This is a genomic window from Bradyrhizobium sp. SMVTL-02 (assembly GCF_051853005.1).
Classification (GTDB): Bacteria; Pseudomonadota; Alphaproteobacteria; order Rhizobiales; family Xanthobacteraceae; genus Bradyrhizobium.
This window is the reverse complement of the sequence record NZ_CP182469.1, coordinates 6,835,001-6,851,900: the sequence shown is the minus strand read 5'-3', so window position 1 is coordinate 6,851,900 and position 16,900 is coordinate 6,835,001. Positions and strand designations below refer to the sequence as shown.

At 62.7% G+C, this 16,900-nt stretch carries 9 protein-coding genes, 2 tRNA genes, 2 rRNA genes, 1 pseudogene and 1 riboswitch (1 of these 15 only partly in view); of the genes and pseudogenes, 8 read left to right on the top strand and 6 right to left on the bottom strand.

Annotated features, from left to right (window positions below):
- Window positions 1-27 precede the first annotated feature (27 nt).
- The gene (locus ACNJYB_RS32715; protein ID WP_260388311.1) at window positions 28-876 is read right to left on the bottom strand and encodes a chorismate mutase; all 849 of its coding nucleotides are present in this window, start codon (window positions 874-876) and stop codon (window positions 28-30) included.
- Between the two features lie 205 nt (window positions 877-1,081).
- Window positions 1,082-1,161: riboswitch (SAM riboswitch) on the top strand.
- Window positions 1,162-1,246: 85 nt separating this feature from the next.
- On the opposite strand from ACNJYB_RS32715, the gene metX reads away from it, so the two are divergent.
- Both metX and metW read left to right on the top strand, forming a co-directional pair.
- Complete coding sequence (gene metX, locus ACNJYB_RS32710; RefSeq protein WP_439375702.1) at window positions 1,247-2,449, top strand: homoserine O-acetyltransferase MetX; 1,203 nt, start codon at window positions 1,247-1,249, stop codon at window positions 2,447-2,449.
- Between the two features lies 1 nt (window position 2,450).
- Window positions 2,451-3,113: a methionine biosynthesis protein MetW gene (gene metW, locus ACNJYB_RS32705; RefSeq protein ID WP_439370631.1), complete on the top strand. Its 663-nt coding sequence runs from the start codon at window positions 2,451-2,453 to the stop codon at window positions 3,111-3,113.
- 141 nt (window positions 3,114-3,254) lie between these two features.
- On the opposite strand, the gene ACNJYB_RS32700 is transcribed toward metW, so the two are convergent.
- Window positions 3,255-4,118 (bottom strand): alpha/beta fold hydrolase, encoded by an 864-nt coding sequence (locus ACNJYB_RS32700; RefSeq protein ID WP_439370630.1) that lies wholly within the window; start codon window positions 4,116-4,118, stop codon window positions 3,255-3,257.
- Window positions 4,119-4,333: 215 nt separating this feature from the next.
- Between ACNJYB_RS32700 and ACNJYB_RS32695 the strand changes: the two genes are divergently transcribed.
- Window positions 4,334-4,978 (top strand): TIGR02594 family protein, encoded by a 645-nt coding sequence (locus ACNJYB_RS32695; protein WP_439370628.1) that lies wholly within the window; start codon window positions 4,334-4,336, stop codon window positions 4,976-4,978.
- Between the two features lie 148 nt (window positions 4,979-5,126).
- Here ACNJYB_RS32695 and ACNJYB_RS32690 read toward each other — a convergent pair whose 3' ends face one another.
- Window positions 5,127-5,915 carry an MOSC domain-containing protein gene (locus ACNJYB_RS32690; protein WP_439370626.1) on the bottom strand — a complete coding sequence of 263 codons (789 nt, stop codon included), beginning with the start codon at window positions 5,913-5,915 and terminating at the stop codon, window positions 5,127-5,129.
- A 242-nt stretch (window positions 5,916-6,157) separates the two neighbouring features.
- Between ACNJYB_RS32690 and clpB the strand changes: the two genes are divergently transcribed.
- The gene (clpB, locus tag ACNJYB_RS32685; RefSeq protein WP_439370624.1) at window positions 6,158-8,797 is read left to right on the top strand and encodes an ATP-dependent chaperone ClpB; all 2,640 of its coding nucleotides are present in this window, start codon (window positions 6,158-6,160) and stop codon (window positions 8,795-8,797) included.
- An 82-nt stretch (window positions 8,798-8,879) separates the two neighbouring features.
- On the opposite strand, the gene ACNJYB_RS32680 is transcribed toward clpB, so the two are convergent.
- The 3 genes and pseudogenes from ACNJYB_RS32680 to ACNJYB_RS32670 form a co-directional block, all read right to left on the bottom strand.
- A complete protein-coding gene (locus ACNJYB_RS32680) occupies window positions 8,880-9,146 on the bottom strand; it encodes a hypothetical protein (protein ID WP_439370622.1) in 267 nt (88 codons plus the stop codon).
- Window positions 9,147-9,333: 187 nt separating this feature from the next.
- Window positions 9,334-10,235 (bottom strand): annotated as a pseudogene (locus ACNJYB_RS32675) (Vgb family protein).
- 93 nt (window positions 10,236-10,328) lie between these two features.
- Window positions 10,329-12,392, bottom strand: a complete 2,064-nt coding sequence (locus ACNJYB_RS32670) for a M23 family metallopeptidase (protein WP_439370621.1) — start codon at window positions 12,390-12,392, stop codon at window positions 10,329-10,331.
- A gap of 1,003 nt (window positions 12,393-13,395) precedes the next feature.
- Here ACNJYB_RS32670 and ACNJYB_RS32665 point away from each other — a divergent pair.
- The 4 genes from ACNJYB_RS32665 to ACNJYB_RS32650 form a co-directional block, all read left to right on the top strand.
- Window positions 13,396-14,884: ribosomal RNA gene (locus ACNJYB_RS32665) — 16S ribosomal RNA — on the top strand.
- Window positions 14,885-15,073: 189 nt separating this feature from the next.
- Window positions 15,074-15,150: transfer RNA gene (locus tag ACNJYB_RS32660), tRNA-Ile, on the top strand.
- A 33-nt stretch (window positions 15,151-15,183) separates the two neighbouring features.
- Window positions 15,184-15,259: transfer RNA gene (locus ACNJYB_RS32655), tRNA-Ala, on the top strand.
- 384 nt (window positions 15,260-15,643) lie between these two features.
- Window positions 15,644-16,900: ribosomal RNA gene (locus ACNJYB_RS32650) — 23S ribosomal RNA — on the top strand (it continues 1,591 nt past the right edge of the window).
- Together the 16S and 23S rRNA genes with 2 tRNA genes alongside form the textbook arrangement of a ribosomal RNA operon.

Below are 16,900 nucleotides of genomic sequence, written 5' to 3'. Positions count from 1 at the left end.
TCCGGAGTGGCTTAGGCGGTACGCGATTTACGATTTCGACCCGGTCGGGGCCACCGTATAGCGCGTTGCGTGGCTGCCGACGAGGGCCGTGGAGCGCACCGAGGCCCCCGCCTCGATCAGGGCAGCCTTGATCTTGTCGATGCTGCTCGCAGCCGTGACCGAGACCAGCAGCGCCGCGCCGTCGAAGGCGGTGTCGGGCACCGCCACGATGTCGGCCAGCGGCGACAGGGTGCGCGCAACCTCGGCATTCCACCCTGATACGCGCACGCTGAATGTCTCGACCTCGGTCACCAGGGCGCTGTCGGCGACGCGCGAGATCGCGAACACCGGCAGCGCGGCCGGATGGTCGGCGCGCTCGACGAAGGGCATCCGCGCGATGATCTTCGGTGCGCCTTCTGCCTCCAGCTCGAGCCACCACGGTGTGCGGCTGGAGGTCGCCGAGACCAGCGCCAGGTCGCCCTTGGATTTCGCCACCGCCTCGACCGCAGCCTGCGCGCTGAAATGCGCGACATAGGGCACCGTGAAACCGAAATGGAAGCGGACCGAGTCGCGCATCGCGGGCTCGCTCACCGAGATGTCGGCGTGCACGGAGAACGGCGCCTGCACATAGGTGAAGGTCGAGATGATGACGCGCCAGATGCTCTCGACGGTGTCGAGCGGCAGGATGCCGCGATGACGCTGCACGATCTCGCGCATCATGGAGGCCTCGCGCGCCGGGCGGAAGGCCGAGCCGACCTCCTGGGTCTGCTTCACCTGGATCAGGCGGTCGATGATGTCGCCGCGCTGCATCAGCAGGCGATGCATGCTCTCGTCGATCGCATCGATCTCCTTGCGCAATTCCTGCAGTGATGGTGGCGCGGGCGGACGTTGGGACATATCTGACAGGACTGTTGAGAGGCGTTCCAATGCGGGCCGGCCAAAGAGACTGGTAGGGTCCGATCCGCTGCGATCGACGTCCTGATTAGGCAGTCAGGGCGACGAAAGCAAAGAGAAATGACGGCCTGTTCGGCCGGCGAGGCAGGGACGAATTTGGCTGATCCGGACCGCGACTTGACGAAAACCGCCCAAGCCGGTAGGTTTTTGCCTGTTCCGTGGTCATTTGAGCCGGCCGGCTTGCAGCCACGTTAAAAAACTCGCTAAACAGGCCGGGGACGCTTCCGATCCCGGCCGAACCTATCGTTCAGGCCGGGTTTTTCATGGCCTGATGTCAGCGACAGTCGAGCGGCAGTCGCAAACGAGGTCGATGATGGTTGTCGTCAAGTCGATTCCGAGCCCGGCGATCAGTACCGACGATCGGTCGCATGAGGCGGATCACCCGAGCTCGCTCATCGCGCATTTCGGCGCCGAGCAGCCATTGCCGCTCGATTGCGGCGTCGATCTCTCCCCGTTCCAGATCGCCTACCAGACCTATGGCGAGCTCAACGCCGACCGCTCCAACGCGATCCTGATCTGCCATGCGCTGACCGGCGACCAGCACGTGGCCAATGTGCATCCCGTCACCGGCAAGCCCGGCTGGTGGGAGACCCTGGTCGGCCCGGGCCGCCCGCTCGATCCCGACAGGTACTTCATCATCTGCTCCAACGTGATCGGCGGCTGCATGGGCTCGACCGGGCCCGCCTCGATCAATCCCGCCACCGGCAAGGTGTGGGGTCTGGAATTCCCCGTCATCACCATTCCGGACATGGTCCGCGCGCAGGCGATGCTGATCGACCGGCTCGGCATCGACACGTTGTTCGCTGTGGTCGGCGGCTCGATGGGCGGCATGCAGGTGCTGCAATGGACCGCGGCCTATCCGAGCCGGGTGTTCTCCGCGCTCGCGATCGCCTGCTCGACGCGACACTCGGCGCAGAACATCGCGTTTCACGAGCTCGGCCGCCAGGCCGTGATGGCCGATCCCGACTGGCACAATGGCGGCTATGCCGATCGCGGCATCCATCCGCATCGCGGCCTCGCTGTGGCGCGGATGGCGGCGCACATCACCTATCTCTCCGACGCCGCGCTGCATCGCAAGTTCGGCCGGCGCATGCAGGATCGCGACCTGCCGACCTTCTCGTTCGACGCCGACTTCCAGGTCGAGTCCTATCTGCGCTACCAGGGCTCGTCCTTCGTCGAGCGCTTCGATGCCAACTCCTATCTCTACCTGACGCGCGCGATGGACTATTTCGACATCGCCGCCGACCATGACGGCGTGCTGGCAAAGGCGTTCGCAGGCATCAAGACCCGCTTCTGCGTCGTCTCCTTCACCAGCGACTGGCTGTTTCCGACCTCGGAATCGCGTGCGCTGGTGCATGCGCTCAACGCCTCGAGCGCGCGGGTGTCGTTTGCCGAGATCGAGACCGATCGCGGCCACGATGCCTTCCTGCTCGACGTGCACGAGTTTTTCGACATCTCCCGCGCCTTCCTGCAATCGGCCGGCAAGGCGCGCGGATTGAATGGCTGTGGTGGCTAGGATGTCAGTGCAGGAAGTGCTGCCGCTCGGCGGCGTTGCGGCCGGGCAGTCCGGCCAGGTTCGCGCCGACCATCTGCTGGTGGCCGAGATGGTCAAGCCGGGTTCGAAAGTGCTCGACGTCGGCTGCGGCGACGGCGACCTGCTTCAACTGCTCGAGGCCCGCGGCATCGATGGCCGCGGCATCGAGCTGTCGCGCGAGGGCGTCAACCGTTGCGTCGCCAAGGGCCTTGCGGTGGTGCAGGGCGACGCCGACACCGACCTCGTCAATTACCCCGACGACGCTTTCGACTACGTGATCCTGTCGCAAACGCTGCAGGCGACGCGGCAGCCGAAGGTGGTGCTGGAGAATCTGCTGCGCATCGGCCGCCGCGCCATCGTCTCGTTCCCGAATTTCGGCTTCTGGAAGATGCGGCTGCAGCTCCTGATCGGCGGCCATATGCCGCGCACCGAGAACCTGCCCGCGACCTGGTACGACACCGCCAATATCCACTTCTGCACCATCAAGGATTTCGTCGAGCTCTGCGACGCGATCAACGTCAAGATGGAGCGCGCCGTGGCGCTCGATCTCTACGGCCGCCCGGTGCCGCTGAACCTGCCCTGGTGGGTGTGGAACATGTTCGGCGAGCAGGGCGTGTTTCTACTCAGCCGCGGCGGGGGCAAATAGCCTTCCGTTCGCGCTCCTCAATATGAGGAGCTGAGGTCTGTCCACCGTCATTGCGAGCGCAGCGACGCAATCCGGAATGCGTCCGCGGAAAGACTCTGGATTGCTTCGCTGCGCTCGCAATGACGGAATACCTGGCGGCGCCTAATGCGCCGCCAGCGACCGCGGATCACGCACCGGCCATCGTCCCGCCTCAACCAGCGTCACGAATCGCTCCACGCTCTCGTTGAACAGCGCGGGCTCCTCGAGATTGAGCACGTGGCCCGACTTCGGAAACATCGCGAGTCCTGCGGCCGGCAGGTGCTTCTTCAGGAACAGGCTCGCTCCCACGCAGGGATCGTCCTCGTCGCCGCAGATGATCAGCGCGGGCGTCGCCACCTTGGCGATCGCATCCGCCATCGTGTAGATCGAGGGCCGGCCGCCCTGGAAGCCGCGCATCGTGTTGGCCGAACCCTTCGCATCGTGCCGCGCCAGCGCGGCGTAGAAATCGGCATGGCCGCGCGGGTCCTTGACCAGGAAGGGGATCCGGCTCGGCGCCTCGCGCGTGACCTTGGCGACCTCGGCAGAGCCCAGCGTCTCGAACTGCTCGGCATTGGCGCGGCACTGCTTGCGCCAGGCCTCGAGATTCTCGAGCTCGGAGCCGGAGCCGACGCCGGCCAGCGTCATCGACAGCGCGCGATGCGGCGCGTTCAGGCCGATCTGGAGCGAGGAGTAGGCGCCCATCGAGAGCCCGACGAGATGCGCGCGCTCGATCTTGAGATGGTCGAGCACGGCCAGCGCGTCGGTGTAGAAATGCGTGTAGGTGTAGACCTCGCCGTCAGGCACGTCCGACGGGGTGTAGCCTCGCGCCGAATAGGTGATGCAACGGTGGCCGCGCGAGAAGTAGCGCATCTGCGGCTCCCAATTGGTATAGTCGGCCGCGAACTCGTGCAGAAAAATAATCGGCGTTCCCTGACCCGCCTCTTCGAAATAGATGCGGACGTCATCCCAAGTCGTGGCGTGGGGCATTAACTGTTTCCCTCTCTTCAAGACGCCTTTGCAGGATCGCAGTTAATGTTGATGTCCGCAATGCGGCAGCTTCGCACCAGCACCGGCGCAAAATCATCGCAGCTATTCGCCGACGTTGCGTCTTTTTCTCGCCACATCCGGAAGCTTTACGCCCCGGCGGATGTCGGCCACCACACGGGCCGACGGGAAAGAGGGGTGTCAACGAAGGATGAAGAATGTTTGAGTTGTTTGCGTTCCGCCTGTCGCGTTGTGTTGTCGCGCTGGCGGTCTTCTTCGCGGCGGTTGCCGCATTGGTTTCTCCGGCCTCGGCGCGGCCGCATCATCGTCACAGCGCAGAGCGGCACACTCACGCGCACCACGCCAGACATCATCACTATCGCGATCATGCAAGCAGCTCGCGCTTCGAGCGCAGCGTGGCACAGTTGCAGGCGGGCTCCTTCGCCGACACGCATGCCAGCTACGATCCGAATGCCAACGCCGGCGGTGCTGGCATGAGCGCCGGCTTCGGCGGCGGTTCGGGCGTCGTGTCCGAGGCGCGCCGCTATCTCGGCGGCAATCCGACCGGGCGCGGCAGCCTGTGGTGCGCGCGCTTCATGAACATGGTGCTGGAGCACACCGGCCATCGTGGCACCGGCTCGGACATGGCGAACTCGTTCGCGCATTACGGCACGCGCGTCTCCGGCCCGCAGGTCGGCGCCATCGCGGTGATGTCGCGCGGCCGCCGCGGCGGCCATGTCGGCATCATCACCGGCATCGATGCGCAGGGCAATCCGGTCATGATCTCAGGCAACAGCGGCAACCGCGTCCGCGAGGCGCCGGTCTCGCGCGGCCGGATCTATGCCTATGTGATGCCGAACTGAGGCCTCACCCCGTCATTGCGAGGAGCCCGCGCAAAATTGCGAAGCAATTTCGCGCGGGCGACGAAGCAACCCAGACTGCCTCGGCGGATAGATCTCTGGATTGCTTCGCCGCGCTCGCACTGACGGAGGATGTTGAGCCGACATCGGTTCACACCAACCTTGGCTGCTCCACCGCAACCGCATCGCCCACCCCGATCTCGCCGTCGGCGACGACCTCGGCATAGATGCCGCAATCCATGTGGCCGAGATGGCGCGAGAGCGTCGGCGGGATCTCGAGATCGCGCTTGGCCGTCACCGGGTCCACATTGGTGGCCGGACAGCGTACGATGCGCTTGACCACCTTGAGCCTGGCCTCGCCGATCGCGAGCGTCTGGCCGACGAGGTCGAGCTCGGACCAGGCCGGCCAGCCCTTGACGTACAGATTGCCGCGGAAGCGCAGCGGATGCACGGCAGTGCCGCCGAGCATGGCCTCGATGGCGCGGACGCTGTCGAGGTTGATGATGGACAGGACCTTGCGGGCCAGGTCGGAAAAGCTGTGATCACGGCCCGAGAGCACCTTCGGCGGGCCCTTCAGCTCCGGCTGGAAGTTCTCGGTGAAGTAGGCCTCGATGGCGGCGCGCCCGGCGGCGGTCTCGAGATCGCCGCTGGCGACGATCTGGCCGTCCCTGCGGATGGTCAGGCGGTTGGTCGCGTCCTCGAAGCGGCTGTCGAGCGAGGCCAGGCGCTCATTGCGGGCCAGCATCAGGAACAGGATTTTCGGCTTCCATTCGGGTGCCTCGGGATCGAACCCGCTCGGGCCGTTCTCGATGGCATAGCGGCGGTCGGCGGGCAGCGTCTCCCCGCGCCGCAAGCGGACTCGGGGTAGTTGCTCCGCTGTCAGGCCCTTGATCGGATAGCGGTAGAGGCAGGCGATTTCGGCGGTCTGGCTGGCTGTCATGCCGCTACTTAGGGGATTCGACCTGCTGGCGCCAAGCCAGCCAATCGGCGCACGAAATTGTGAAGTGGCCTCTTTCGCATCCACAACCCGCTTCCCACATTTGCCTCGGGCTGGCGGCCACGCCGGTCCACGACGACCGTTACCGGTTGAGAAACGTCAATGCGGTAATCGGAAACCCAATGAAGATGCCATTTGGGGTGCCTTTGAGGGCCCCGGGGGCAGGCCGAGGGAAAGACAACGACATGAACATCGACAAATATACCGAACGCTCCAGGGGCTTCATCCAGTCCGCCCAGTCGCTCGCGGTGCGCGAGCGGCATCAGCAGTTTTCCACACTGCACCTGCTGAAGGTTCTCCTGGACGACAATGAGGGTCTCGCGGCCGGTCTGATCGACCGCGCCGGCGGCAATTCCCGTGCGATTCTGAAGGCGACCGAGGAGGCCCTCAACAAGGTGCCGAAAGTTTCCGGCGGCGGCGCCGGCCAGATCTACCTCGCGCCCGAGCTCGCCCGCACTTTCGACGCCGCCGAGAAGGCCGGCGAGAAGGCCGGCGACAGCTTCGTCACCGTCGAGCGGCTGCTGCTCGGTCTCACGCTGGAGAAGACCAGCGAGGCCGGCACGATCCTCGCCAAGGGCGGCGTCACCCCGCAAAATCTCAACGCTGCCATCGAGGCGCTGCGCAAGGGCCGGACCGCGGATTCCGCGACCGCCGAGAACGCCTATGACGCGCTGAAAAAGTATGCCCGCGACCTCACCCAGGCTGCGCGCGACGGCAAGCTCGACCCGGTCATCGGCCGCGACGAGGAGATCCGCCGGACCATCCAGGTGCTCTCGCGCCGGACCAAGAACAATCCCGTCCTGATCGGCGAACCCGGCGTCGGCAAGACCGCGATCGCGGAAGGCCTCGCGCTGCGCATCGTCAACGGCGACGTGCCGGAGAGCCTGAAGGACAAGAAGCTGCTGTCGCTCGACCTCGGTGCGCTGATTGCCGGCGCGAAATACCGCGGCGAGTTCGAGGAGCGGCTAAAGGCCGTGCTCCAGGAAGTCACCGGGAGCGACGGCAATTTCATCCTGTTCATCGACGAGATGCACACGCTGATCGGCGCGGGCAAGGGCGACGGCGCGATGGACGCGTCGAACCTGCTGAAGCCGGCGCTCGCCCGCGGCGAGCTGCACTGCATCGGCGCGACCACACTCGACGAGTACCAGAAGCACGTGGAGAAGGATGCGGCGCTGGCGCGGCGGTTCCAGCCGATCTTCGTCAGCGAACCCTCGGTCGAGGACACCATCTCGATCCTGCGCGGACTGAAGGACAAGTACGAGCAGCATCATGGCGTGCGGATTGCCGATTCCGCGCTTGTTGCGTCCGCGACGCTGTCCAACCGCTACATCACGGACCGCTTCCTGCCCGACAAGGCGATCGACCTCATGGACGAGGCGGCGGCGCGGCTGAAGATGCAGGTCGATTCCAAGCCGGAAGAGCTGGATTCGCTGGATCGCGAGATCATCCGGCTGAAGATCGAGCAGGAGGCGCTGAAGAAGGAAAGCGATCTCGGCTCCAAGACCCGTCTCGAATCGCTCGAGAAGGAGCTGGCTGAGCTCGAGGAGAAATCGGCGGTGCTGACGTCGCGCTGGAGCGCGGAGAAGGACAAGCTCTCCAACGCCCAGAAGCTGAAGGCCGACCTCGACGCACTTCGCGTGGAGCTCGCCAATGCCCAGCGGCGCGGCGAATTCCAGAAGGCCGGCGAGCTGGCCTATGGCCGCATTCCGGAGCTGGAGAAGAAGCTCGCGGACATCGAGGCCAAGGAGAACTCCGGCGAGATGATGGAGGAGGCGGTCACCGCCAACCACATCGCGCAGGTGGTCTCGCGCTGGACCGGTGTGCCCGTCGACAAGATGCTGGAGGGCGAGAAGGAGAAGCTCCTGAAGATGGAGGAGCAGCTCGGCACCCGCGTCGTTGGCCAGGCCGAGGCCGTGCGTGCGGTCGCGACCGCCGTGCGCCGCTCCCGCGCGGGCCTGCAGGACCCGAACCGCCCCACCGGCTCGTTCATGTTCTTGGGGCCCACCGGCGTCGGCAAGACCGAGCTGACGAAAGCGCTCGCCGAGTACCTGTTCAACGACGAGACCGCGATGGTCCGCCTCGACATGTCCGAATACATGGAGAAGCATTCGGTCTCGCGGCTGATCGGCGCGCCCCCGGGCTATGTCGGCTATGACGAGGGCGGCGCGCTCACCGAGGCGGTGCGGCGGCGGCCTTATCAAGTGGTGCTGTTCGACGAGATCGAGAAGGCGCATCCCGACGTCTTCAACGTGCTGCTGCAGGTGCTCGACGACGGCCGGCTGACCGACGGCCAGGGCCGTACCGTCGACTTCCGCAACACGCTGATCATCATGACCTCGAACCTCGGTTCGGAATTCCTGGTGAACCAGCCGGAAGGCGAGGACACCTCGGCCGTGCGCGATCAGGTGATGGGAACGGTGCGGGCGCATTTCCGCCCCGAATTCCTCAACCGCGTCGACGAGATCATCCTGTTCCACCGCCTGCAGAAGAGCGAAATGGGCCGGATCGTCGAGATCCAGTTCGCCCGGCTGCAGAAGCTCTTGACCGATCGCAAGATCGTGCTGACGCTCGACGCCGCCGGCCGCGACTGGTTAGCGGCCAAGGGCTGGGATCCTGCCTACGGTGCAAGGCCGCTGAAGCGAGTGATCCAGCGCTACCTGCAGGACCCGCTCGCCGAGATGATCCTCAGCGGCGACGTCAGGGACGGCGACAGCGTCGCGATCTCGTCCGAAGGCAACGTGCTGACCTTCAACGGCAAGGCGCCGCAGACCGCGGAGATCGCCCAGTTCGAGGCGCCGGTGCCGAAGCGGAAGCTGAACTGAGCGCCATCGCCGCCTGAAAACGACAGATCGCCCCGGAGAGGTTCACTTCTCCGGGGCGAATTGTTTGGGCGGCATTGACATCCTAGCCGACTGTGGATGCGGAGCCGGGCTCGGTCGGTCCAACCTCGTCGTCGGCCTCTTCTAGCTCGGACAGGATGTCGACGAGCTCGCGCACCCGTCCCTGCGCCAGCGGTCGCAAATCGTTGATCATCGGCTCATCATTGGCGAGCCAGGCCTGGGCCTCGGCGAGTTCCTCGACGGTCGCGCCGGTCCCGATGATCTGGGCAATGGTGACGTCGTCGGCCCGGTCCACGGTCTTGATGACATCGTCGCGTGAGAGGCGCGTCATGGGGCGATCCTCCTGCTGGTCGGTCCGTTAAAGCGCTGGGAATGGGATCTATCGTCATCGCGCTTTAGGTTGTTGTTTGAGCATGATCTTTCGCAAAACCGCTTCGCACTTTTCCGGACCATGCTCCAGCCTCTAACCGGGGAACCGGCACGCCGGTTCCCTTGCGGCCGGAGTCCGCCGGCAGACCCTACTTCTTCACCGCCTTGTAGATCGCATTCTCGATGTCGGAGGAGAAGTAGATGACGCCCGTCGCGCCGACCGCGACGCCCGTCGGAATGTGGGTCGGCAGGCCGCCCGGCGCGCCCGCCAGTCCGATCGGGAGATTGGCCGCGATCTCGGTCACCTTGCTGGTTTCCGGCACGATCTCGATCAGGCGCTTGGCGCCGACTTCCGCCACGATCAGCTTACCGTCGCCGTCGCGTGCGAGGCCTTCGGGCATTTTCAACTCCCTGGCGAGCACGGTCTTTTCGCCGTTGCCGTCGACCCTGGCGACTGTGCCCGCAAAGGCTTCGGTAACGTAGACCTCGCCACGCGATCCGCCGACGAGTCCCACCGGGCCCTCGAGGTCGCCAATCAGCGTGGTGCGATCCTTGCCGTGCTCGCCGCTGACGCGGACCAGCGACTTGGTGCCGAGCTCGGCCACCAGGATGCTGCCGTCCGCGAGCACGACGGCGTCATGCGGCGCCTTGAAGCCATGCAGCATGTCGCGCGTTGCGCCGGTCTTGCCGTCGACGGTGGTGGCGTAGAGCCTGCCGTCCTTGCGGAAGGCGAGCGAATTGATGCCAGCAAGCCCCGAGGCGAGCTTCCTGATCGGGCCATCCCCCTTGCGCGCACAGAGCGCCGGTCAGGAAGCCGGTCCAGGCCATGGTGCCGTCGGGCGCGAATGCGATGTCGTCCGACCGGGGCGGGGATTGCCACCTTGGCGGTACCACCGGCGATATCGACCTCGTAGAGCGCGGCGCCCGCGACACTGCCGGCAAACAGATGGCCGGCCTTGTCGATTCCCAGCCCGTGCACGCCATGGAACGCCGAGCCCGGAACGAGCCTGGTCACCTCCCAATCTTCTGCGGATGCATGCGGCTTTGGCAAACGAAACTTGAAATCGTGGAGTCGTGGAGTAGCTGCGTCTCGCAGCGTTCCGTTCGATCGTTGAAGTCGTCCGGTCGGTGCGCTGCGGCCGACTTAGCGGTTGGTGACCTGCAAGGGCCCGCCGGTTGCGTCCGACATGCGGGCGATGGCGGCACCCCGGCCGCTCATCATGGCGTCGAGCCGGTCGCGCTCCTTCTCGAAGCCGGCGAGCACCGTCCCTTCCAGCGAACGGCCGCGCGGCAGTTTTACGCGGAGCGGATCGACGAAGCGGCCGTTGACGAGGATTTCGTAGTGGACGTGGGGGCCCGTCGACTGGCCGGTCGAACCGACGAAGCCGATGACCTGGCCCTGCCGCACCTTTTTGCCGATCTCCATGCCCTTGGCGAAGGCCGACATGTGGCCGTAGGCGGTCTCGTAGCCGTTGGAATGCTTGATGCGGATATATTTGCCGTAGCCGCCTTCGGGGCCGGCCTTCTCGATCACGCCGTTGCCGGAGGCGAAGATCGGCGTGCCGTAGGCGGTGGCCCAGTCGACGCCGGTGTGCATCTTCAAATAGCCGAGGATCGGATGGCGGCGGCCGCCGAAGCCGGAGCGCATGATGGCGTTGTTGACGGGCTTCCTGACCAGGAACTTCTTCGCGCTCTTGCCGGTCTCGTCATAGTAGTCGACGACGCCGTCGTCCGGGCTCTGGTAGCGATAGTATTTCTTGGTCTCGCCGCCGACCGTGAGCGAGGCGAACAGCACGTCGTTCTTTTCGGTCGACGTCACGCCCTCGTCCTCGCCGGCGTAGAACACGTCGAAGGAATCGCCCGGCTGCACCTTGCGCTGGAAATCGACGTCGTAGGAGTAGATCTTGATCATGTCCTCGATGACCGGCATCGGCACTTTGTTGCGCATCGCGGTCTCGTAGATGCTCTGGTAGAGCCGGACACCGGTGCCGTCATCGTCGTCATCGTCGTCGCTGTTGGCGTTGGCCGCCGCCTCGGTGACGGTGTTCATGCTGGAGACGTCGACCGCAACGTATTTGCCGAGGTCGGACAGCGCCGCGATCGCTTCCACCATGGTGTCGTTTGCAACCACGACGCGATAGGGCTGCAGGCGGGCGCCCGGGCTTGCGGGCGCCATCAGGATGCGGAGCTTTTCGCCTTCCTTCAGGCCACCGTCGCGGCCGCGCGGGCCGAGTGTCGCGGTGATCGCCTTGATCTCGTCGGCCGTGGCGCCGAGATCGCGCAGCACGGAGCCGACGCTGTCGCCCTTCTTGACCAGATGGACGCGTTCGCCGTTGGGATTGCCGCCGGTGATCTGTTCCTTGGTCTTCGGCAGCAGTGTGACGTTTTCCGGCACCACGCGCGTCTCGAAGCCGGCATAGGGGTCGGACGGCGATACCTCGGTGGCGTAGGCCATCTTCATGTCGGACGGGCCGGTCGCGCCGGACACGTCGGCGGCGGCTTTGGCGAGCGAGGCGTAGCGCACCCCGCCATTGCCGCGCCAGTTGGCGGCATCGCGCACCCGCATCAGGATGTCGTCGAGCGCCACGACCGCGGAAATCTTGGCTTTCGGCAGCACCGGCGACAGGTCCTTGGTCACGAAGGAGACCTCGGCGTCCGGCTCGACGGCTTCCGGATTGTTCGGATCGTCCGATGCCGACTTCGAATCGGAGCCGACGTCGGTGAGCAGACGCTGGGCGTTGAACGGCGGAATCTTCGCGGACAGATCGCTCGTCGTCATCGACAGATTGCCGGCGATCCGGACGAACGGGCGCACCCGCATCACGTCGCGGTTGCCGACGCGGGCAACCGTCGAGACGCGCATGATGTTGCGCGAGGCGGTAGATTCACTGGGGGGCGGCAGGCGATCGCTCTTGTGCAGCGTGGCGGCGCGATCAGCTGCGCCGAACGCCCCGCGCAGCGCGCCCTCGACCCGTTCCGGAACCTTCGCGAAGGTCATCTCGCCGTCGAGCGACGCGAAAACGGCGCCGCCGATCAGGGCCGCGCCGCACAGTCCGGTCAGAATTGTCCCGCTGAACCATTGTACCGAGACGCGACGGCGGTCGATGACGGCAGCTTCCGAACCATCGACGGACAGCGGCGGCTCGTGGCCGAGATCGATGATCCCGGTCTCACGTCCATAAGCGCCGCGTGACGTCCTGTGGTTCAACCCAAGTCCCCCAATCAACGACCCAAGAGGCCCATCCCGGTTTCGAGCCCCTTCCTGACCGCCCTCTTCGAGGGGCATCGCAGGAATGGGCAAGCCGCACAGGCGCTCGCGGTCAGAAGGCCCTACGAGGGCCGGCCGAATTACGAACAGCTAAGCGGAAAAAGATCTCTCGATGTCTCTCGAATGTCCGAAGAAGGCCGCTCCATCGTCTGACCGCCTTCCTCCGACCCCACAAAAATCGCCGGCAGCCCCCACTGGCATCCCGCGATTCAAGCTAGTCTCTTATCAGAACGCCGCGGGAATGTGGCTCAAGTACGGCGCCTAATATGGAAAAAGTTTCCTCACCGGCCGGGTGTAGGGGCTTTAGGTCGAGCGGCGCCCGGGCCGCTTCCAGCCCCTCTCAAAGGCCCCTCCCGAGCCGTCCGATGGCCAAACTTTTTTTCAGATTTTTTGCGGCGTCGCCCGGCGCCACTCGCTCCATGGCCGTTTAATTACTTGGAATTACTGAATTTTCTGCGCCAATCCACCGTGCGACGATTTGTTGACGATTGGCGTTGACAGCCCGGAAGGTGGGGCCTATAACCCCAACCACTGAGCGCGGCGCCGCCGGGTCACTGACCAAGGCGAGCGAACGCGCCACTGATGCTCCTCACCTTGTTGAGTGACACAACAGCCGACACCAGTCGGTTGGAGTTCATTCATCGTCGGTAAGGGTGTCGGAACCCTTCCTCTCAGGAAGGTTGGGGCCTCTCCGGTCCCGGGCTGTTTGACAAGTGAAGATGAAGAAAGAGAAACGTGGACGGCGGAGTCCTTGCGGGTCTCGCTTCTGGAAAGCTTCGGCTTTTCCGATCGAGACCGGACGAAAGACTTCGGCGGTACACGTTTTAAAGGAAACACCATCGTTGCCAGCGATGTGAATCGCAGGCAGCTCGTCGACTTCGGTTGATGAAAATATGGTGGGACCTCGTCAAACGTTGTGATCAGCCGGTTCAAAGTTCAAGTCCAACTTGAGAGTTTGATCCTGGCTCAGAGCGAACGCTGGCGGCAGGCTTAACACATGCAAGTCGAGCGGGCGTAGCAATACGTCAGCGGCAGACGGGTGAGTAACGCGTGGGAACGTACCTTTTGGTTCGGAACAACACAGGGAAACTTGTGCTAATACCGGATAAGCCCTTACGGGGAAAGATTTATCGCCGAAAGATCGGCCCGCGTCTGATTAGCTAGTTGGTAGGGTAATGGCCTACCAAGGCGACGATCAGTAGCTGGTCTGAGAGGATGATCAGCCACATTGGGACTGAGACACGGCCCAAACTCCTACGGGAGGCAGCAGTGGGGAATATTGGACAATGGGGGCAACCCTGATCCAGCCATGCCGCGTGAGTGATGAAGGCCCTAGGGTTGTAAAGCTCTTTTGTGCGGGAAGATAATGACGGTACCGCAAGAATAAGCCCCGGCTAACTTCGTGCCAGCAGCCGCGGTAATACGAAGGGGGCTAGCGTTGCTCGGAATCACTGGGCGTAAAGGGTGCGTAGGCGGGTCTTTAAGTCAGGGGTGAAATCCTGGAGCTCAACTCCAGAACTGCCTTTGATACTGAAGATCTTGAGTTCGGGAGAGGTGAGTGGAACTGCGAGTGTAGAGGTGAAATTCGTAGATATTCGCAAGAACACCAGTGGCGAAGGCGGCTCACTGGCCCGATACTGACGCTGAGGCACGAAAGCGTGGGGAGCAAACAGGATTAGATACCCTGGTAGTCCACGCCGTAAACGATGAATGCCAGCCGTTAGTGGGTTTACTCACTAGTGGCGCAGCTAACGCTTTAAGCATTCCGCCTGGGGAGTACGGTCGCAAGATTAAAACTCAAAGGAATTGACGGGGGCCCGCACAAGCGGTGGAGCATGTGGTTTAATTCGACGCAACGCGCAGAACCTTACCAGCCCTTGACATGTCCAGGACCGGTCGCAGAGATGTGACCCTCTCTTCGGAGCCTGGAACACAGGTGCTGCATGGCTGTCGTCAGCTCGTGTCGTGAGATGTTGGGTTAAGTCCCGCAACGAGCGCAACCCCCGTCCTTAGTTGCTACCATTTAGTTGAGCACTCTAAGGAGACTGCCGGTGATAAGCCGCGAGGAAGGTGGGGATGACGTCAAGTCCTCATGGCCCTTACGGGCTGGGCTACACACGTGCTACAATGGCGGTGACAATGGGATGCGAAGGCGCAAGTCCTAGCAAATCTCAAAAAGCCGTCTCAGTTCGGATTGGGCTCTGCAACTCGAGCCCATGAAGTTGGAATCGCTAGTAATCGTGGATCAGCACGCCACGGTGAATACGTTCCCGGGCCTTGTACACACCGCCCGTCACACCATGGGAGTTGGTTTTACCTGAAGACGGTGCGCTAACCCGCAAGGGAGGCAGCCGGCCACGGTAGGGTCAGCGACTGGGGTGAAGTCGTAACAAGGTAGCCGTAGGGGAACCTGCGGCTGGATCACCTCCTTTCTAAGGATGATCCTTCAGCGAGCTTCGGCTCACTATCGGATCGTTTTAGAAACATCAGTGGCCAACAGATCGCCAGATCGTTGAGCTGCATTGGCGGGATTTCGCCGTCTTCGTTTCTCTTTCTTCGCGGACGAACACGCGCTGGCCTGCAACGGCAGGATCCAGGGTCCTTAACGGGATATGCGTTAGGGGCTTGTAGCTCAGTTGGTTAGAGCGCGCGCTTGATAAGCGTGAGGTCGGAAGTTCAAGTCTTCCCAGGCCCACCACTTACATCGAGTGAGCATTCGTCTTCTGGTTACGGGGCCATAGCTCAGCTGGGAGAGCGCGTGCTTTGCAAGCATGAGGTCGTCGGTTCGATCCCGTCTGGCTCCACCAGATGGTTTGATCACCGAGGTCATGCACCGTCGTCCGCGAAACATCACTTCGCATCTTGCTAGTCTGGATAGACAGTAAGTTGCGTGTTTTCTGACATCGTAAAGAGGAGATCGATCCGAGTTGGGTCGTGCGGCAAATTGCTGCGCGGGCCATCATTATCTCCGGATCATTTTCGGCGCTCGCGTCCGGCCGCAAGGTTGGCCGCGAGTTGTAAAATGATCCTTTTAGCGAAGCTTGACCGCCTCGCTATCGGAACGATCTTACGAAGCAAGCTGGTCTTTCTAGTCAATGTCCGGCTGCAGATGGCGTTCATCGAGGGCGCGTGCCGCAAGGCAATTCTGTAGACAACATTCTGCCGAGTGTGTGGACATTGATAATGAGAGCAATCAAGTGCCTTAAGGGTGTTCGGTGGATGCCTTGGCGCTGAGAGGCGATGAAGGACGTGCTACGCTGCGATAAGCCGTGGGGAGCTGCGAAGAAGCTTTGATCCGCGGATTTCCGAATGGGGAAACCCACCTTCGATAGCCGGAACTCCAAGACCTTGTGTCTTGGTGTTCGACCAGAAATGATCGGGACCATGACCCCAAAAGGTTTTGGATTTCCGGTTATCAAGAGAAGGTATGAGACTTCTGAATACATAGGAGGTTTCAAGCAAACCCAGGGAACTGAAACATCTAAGTACCTGGAGGAAAGGACATCAACAGAGACTCCGTTAGTAGTGGCGAGCGAACGCGGACCAGGCCAGTGATACATCAAAGCCAATCGGAACCAGTCAGGAAAGCTGGGCCTCAGAGGGTGATAGCCCCGTACGAGTAATGCGATGATGTATCCACGAGTAAGGCGGGACACGTGCAATCCTGTCTGAACACGGGGGGACCACCCTCCAAGCCTAAGTACTCCTCAGCGACCGATAGCGAACCAGTACCGTGAGGGAAAGGTGAAAAGCACCCCGACGAGGGGAGTGAAATAGACCTGAAACCGGACACCTACAAACAGATGGAGCCCAAGATTCGTTCTGGGTGACATCGTACCTTTTGTATTATGGGCCAGCGACTTAATTTAACGAGCAAGCTTAAGCCGATAGGCGAAGGCGTAGCGAAAGCGAGTCTGAATAGGGCGCCAAGTTCGTTGTATTAGACCCGAAACCTAGTGATCTAGCCATGAGCAGGTTGAAGGTGAGGTAACACTCACTGGAGGACCGAACGGGTGCCTGTTGAAAAAGGCTCCGATGACTTGTGGTTAGGGGTGAAAGGCCAATCAAACTGGGAAATAGCTGGTTCTCCGCGAAAGATATTTAGGTATCGCCTCGCACGAATGCTTCGGGGGGTAGAGCACTGGATGGGCTAGGGGGACTTACCGTCTTACCAAACCCAACCAAACTCCGAATACCCGAAAGCAATATGCGGGAGTCACACGGCGGGTGCTAACGTCCGTCGTGGAGAGGGAAACAACCCGGACCTACAGCTAAGGCCCCTAATTCGTGGCTAAGTGGGAAAGGATGTGGAAATCCCAAAACAACCAGGAGGTTGGCTTAGAAGCAGCCATCCTTTAAAGAAAGCGTAACAGCTCACTGGTCTAAATAAGGGTTTCTGCGCCGAAGATGTAACGGGGCTCAAGCCACGAGCCGAAGCTTAGGGTGTA

Excerpts from the sequence above, each read along its gene's own strand:
- ACNJYB_RS32715 (WP_260388311.1), bottom strand. The coding sequence starts at position 876 with ATGTCCCAACGTCCGCCCGCGCCACCATCACTGCAGGAATTGCGCAAG.
- metW (WP_439370631.1), top strand. The coding sequence starts at position 2,451 with ATGTCAGTGCAGGAAGTGCTGCCGCTCGGCGGCGTTGCGGCCGGGCAG.
- clpB (WP_439370624.1), top strand. The coding sequence starts at position 6,158 with ATGAACATCGACAAATATACCGAACGCTCCAGGGGCTTCATCCAGTCC.
- ACNJYB_RS32700 (WP_439370630.1), bottom strand. The coding sequence starts at position 4,118 with ATGCCCCACGCCACGACTTGGGATGACGTCCGCATCTATTTCGAAGAG.
- ACNJYB_RS32695 (WP_439370628.1), top strand. The coding sequence starts at position 4,334 with ATGTTTGAGTTGTTTGCGTTCCGCCTGTCGCGTTGTGTTGTCGCGCTG.
- metX (WP_439375702.1), top strand. The coding sequence starts at position 1,247 with ATGGTTGTCGTCAAGTCGATTCCGAGCCCGGCGATCAGTACCGACGAT.
- ACNJYB_RS32690 (WP_439370626.1), bottom strand. The coding sequence starts at position 5,915 with ATGACAGCCAGCCAGACCGCCGAAATCGCCTGCCTCTACCGCTATCCG.
- ACNJYB_RS32680 (WP_439370622.1), bottom strand. The coding sequence starts at position 9,146 with ATGACGCGCCTCTCACGCGACGATGTCATCAAGACCGTGGACCGGGCC.